2 protein-coding genes are annotated in these 2831 nt (G+C 24.1%); both read right to left on the reverse strand.

The window, feature by feature from the left end; translation table 11 throughout:
• The coding region (gene dnaN / locus ACMUOV_RS07210) for a DNA polymerase III subunit beta (protein WP_413854446.1) at window positions 1-1034 on the reverse strand (1034 nt) is incomplete at its 3' end.
• Between the two features lie 122 nt (window positions 1035-1156).
• Window positions 1157-2518: a chromosomal replication initiator protein DnaA gene (gene dnaA, locus ACMUOV_RS07215; RefSeq protein WP_413854447.1), complete on the reverse strand. Its 1362-nt coding sequence runs from the start codon at window positions 2516-2518 to the stop codon at window positions 1157-1159.
• Window positions 2519-2831: the final 313 nt, after the last annotated feature.

Here is a 2831-nt window from a genome sequence, read left to right on the forward strand (position 1 = left end):
AAATATAAATTTATATTTTGGTCATCTATAGCACTTAAAACTTTTATTAAATAATTTGCATTAAATGCAATCATTAAATCTTTACCTGTTCTTTTTATATCAATCTTTTCATACGAGCCGCCAGCTAAAGTATTTAAACTAATATCCATATAATCATCTTTTATATCTAATATTACAGGTTTATTTTCATTTTCTCTTAATACTGATTTAGATCTTATTAAACTTTCTAAAAACTCATTTCTATCAATATTAACTTTTGTTGAGTATTCAATATTAAAGATTCTATCTGTATCTATATAATTATTTGGGATAATTATAGATGTAAATAAAGTATTATTGAATTCAAATGCAACATTTTTATCATTGAAATATATATAAACATCTTTATTTACTTCACCTTTTATAAGTTTATTTAATTCTTCTAGTGATGAACCTGGAATAATAGTTTCATATTTTCCATTATTGTCATTTATTACTTCATTAACAATAGATATTATATATCCATCCATTGATTTAGCAGTAATTTTTTCTTTATTTACATTTAAATAAATACCTTTTAAAATTATATTTGATGAATCAAAATTTTTATCATATGAAAAGATTGTTTTTTCTATTAACTTTTTTATTTTTAATTCATTTAATATAATCTTATTTTCTTTATTTACTGATGTTATATTTGGATATGTTGTCTCATCTTTTGCTTGTATTTCGTATTTTATATTTTCACCGCAGGTTATTAAACAATCTCTATTATTGTTTACATTTATTTCTATTTCGCTATTTTCTGGCATATTTCTTATTAGATCCATTAAATAAAAACCATCTATTGCGGCAATACCTTTTTCTATTATAGTTCCTTCTGTTTCATTTTTAATTGTTATTTCTTTTCCATCTTGACAAGTTAAAACAATTTTATTTTTAGATGCATCAATTAAAACACAATCTAAAATCTGATATAAATTTCCTTTTTTTAATGCTTTACTAACAATATTTAGAGATTTTAAAAACTCTTCTTTTTTTACTGAAATTTTCATAAAGCTCCTTTTTATTATTTATATTTATATATTATTATTATTAGCACTGTTGATATGTTAAAAACCTTTAAAATCATTATTAATTAAACACTTTTTTAAAATAAAACTTGTTAATTAATTTTTTATAATAACATTTTTTCTTTTATATTTTTTATATTTTCGTTTAATTCTTCTTCATTTTTTAATCTATTTTCTATTTTTTGACAAGAATTAATAACAGTACTGTGATCTCTATTAAAAAATTCACCAATTTTTTCCTGTGTTATATCTTTTATCATATCTCTACATAAATATATTGCAATATCTCTTGCATATACAAACTCTCTATTTCTCTTTGGGCCACAGACATCTAATATATTTACCCCAAAATACTCACAAACAATGTTAGTAATTCTATCTGGTGTTAATTTCTTTTCATCTTTATTTTTAATATCTGTAAGTCTTTCTTTAGCAAGATTTATATCTACAGGCTTTTTTATTATTTTTGAATATAAAATAATGTTATTTAATGCAGATTCAAGTTCTCTTATATTTGATTTTACATTTTGAGCAATATATTTTATTACTTCATTATCTACTTTAAATTCAGGATGTCTATTTTCTTCTTTTTTACGAAGAATTGCTATTCTTGTCTCATAATCTGGTAGATATAATTCGCAAGTTGTACCCCAAGAAAATCTTGATTTAAGCCTTTCTTCAATATCATTTCCAAGTTCTTTTACAGGCTTATCAGATGTTAATACTATTTGTTTCTTATTTTCATGAAGAGCATTAAATGTATTAAAGAAATCCTCTTGAGATTGTTGCTTTCCTGCGAGTAAATGAATATCATCTATTAACAAGATATCAACAGATCTATATTTATTTTTGAAGTCGGTAATTGTGTTTTTTTGAATACTATTAACAAATTCCTGGACATATTTCTCACAAGTTGTGTATAATATGTTTAAATTTGGATTTTTCTTTAGAGCATAATTAGCAATTGCTTGGATAAGGTGAGTTTTTCCAAGGCCTGTCTTTCCAAATAAAAATAAAGGATTGTAGTTTTCTCCTGGGTGTTCAGCTACAGCTATACTTGTAGCATAAGCAATGGCATTGGATTGACCTTGAACAAAGTTTTCAAAAGTATTGAGTGGGTCATTAATTCCAGATGCTTTAAGAAGAGAAACAAAATCCTCATTTTCATCCCTTATTTTTTTAAGAGAAGAGTTTTTAGCTTTAAATATGATTTCTAAATCTTCGGTAGATATGCCAGTCTCGTGTGATACAGCAATTCTTAGTTGAGAAAGTACACGGTTTTGTAAAAAGCTAATATAACCATCTTCAGGGACCTCTATATAGAGTGTATTTTTCTCAAGTTTTACTGGTTTTAATACATCTTTTATGAAAGCTTGAAATACATGGTCGCTAATTTCAAAATCATCCTTCATTTGAAGTAATAAATGGTTCCAGTTTGAGCTTAATTTTTCAAAGTTTTTAGACATTTCTAGGCTATTATATATTAAAAATAGATATTTTTCAAGGCAAAAGTTGGTGGAAAACTCGTTTTTTTTAACAAATTTCGGTGGAAAACTAACAAAAACAAAAATCACAGAAATGAATAAATTATTATAGAAGAAAAGACAAAACAAACATAAGTTATTAACATTTTATTAACACTCTAAAATAGTTACTTTTAATGTTGACAAAAAAGCTAAAAATTACTATAATTTTTAGGATTTTACACAATTTTAAAGGCAAAAAATGCCAAAGGGTTTAGTTACCCTAAAATAATAATAGGAGGTAGATGAATATGGC

Origin of the sequence: Candidatus Ruminimicrobium bovinum, assembly GCF_902760015.1 — a bacterium.
Classification (GTDB): domain Bacteria; phylum Elusimicrobiota; class Endomicrobiia; order Endomicrobiales; family Endomicrobiaceae; genus Ruminimicrobium; species Ruminimicrobium bovinum.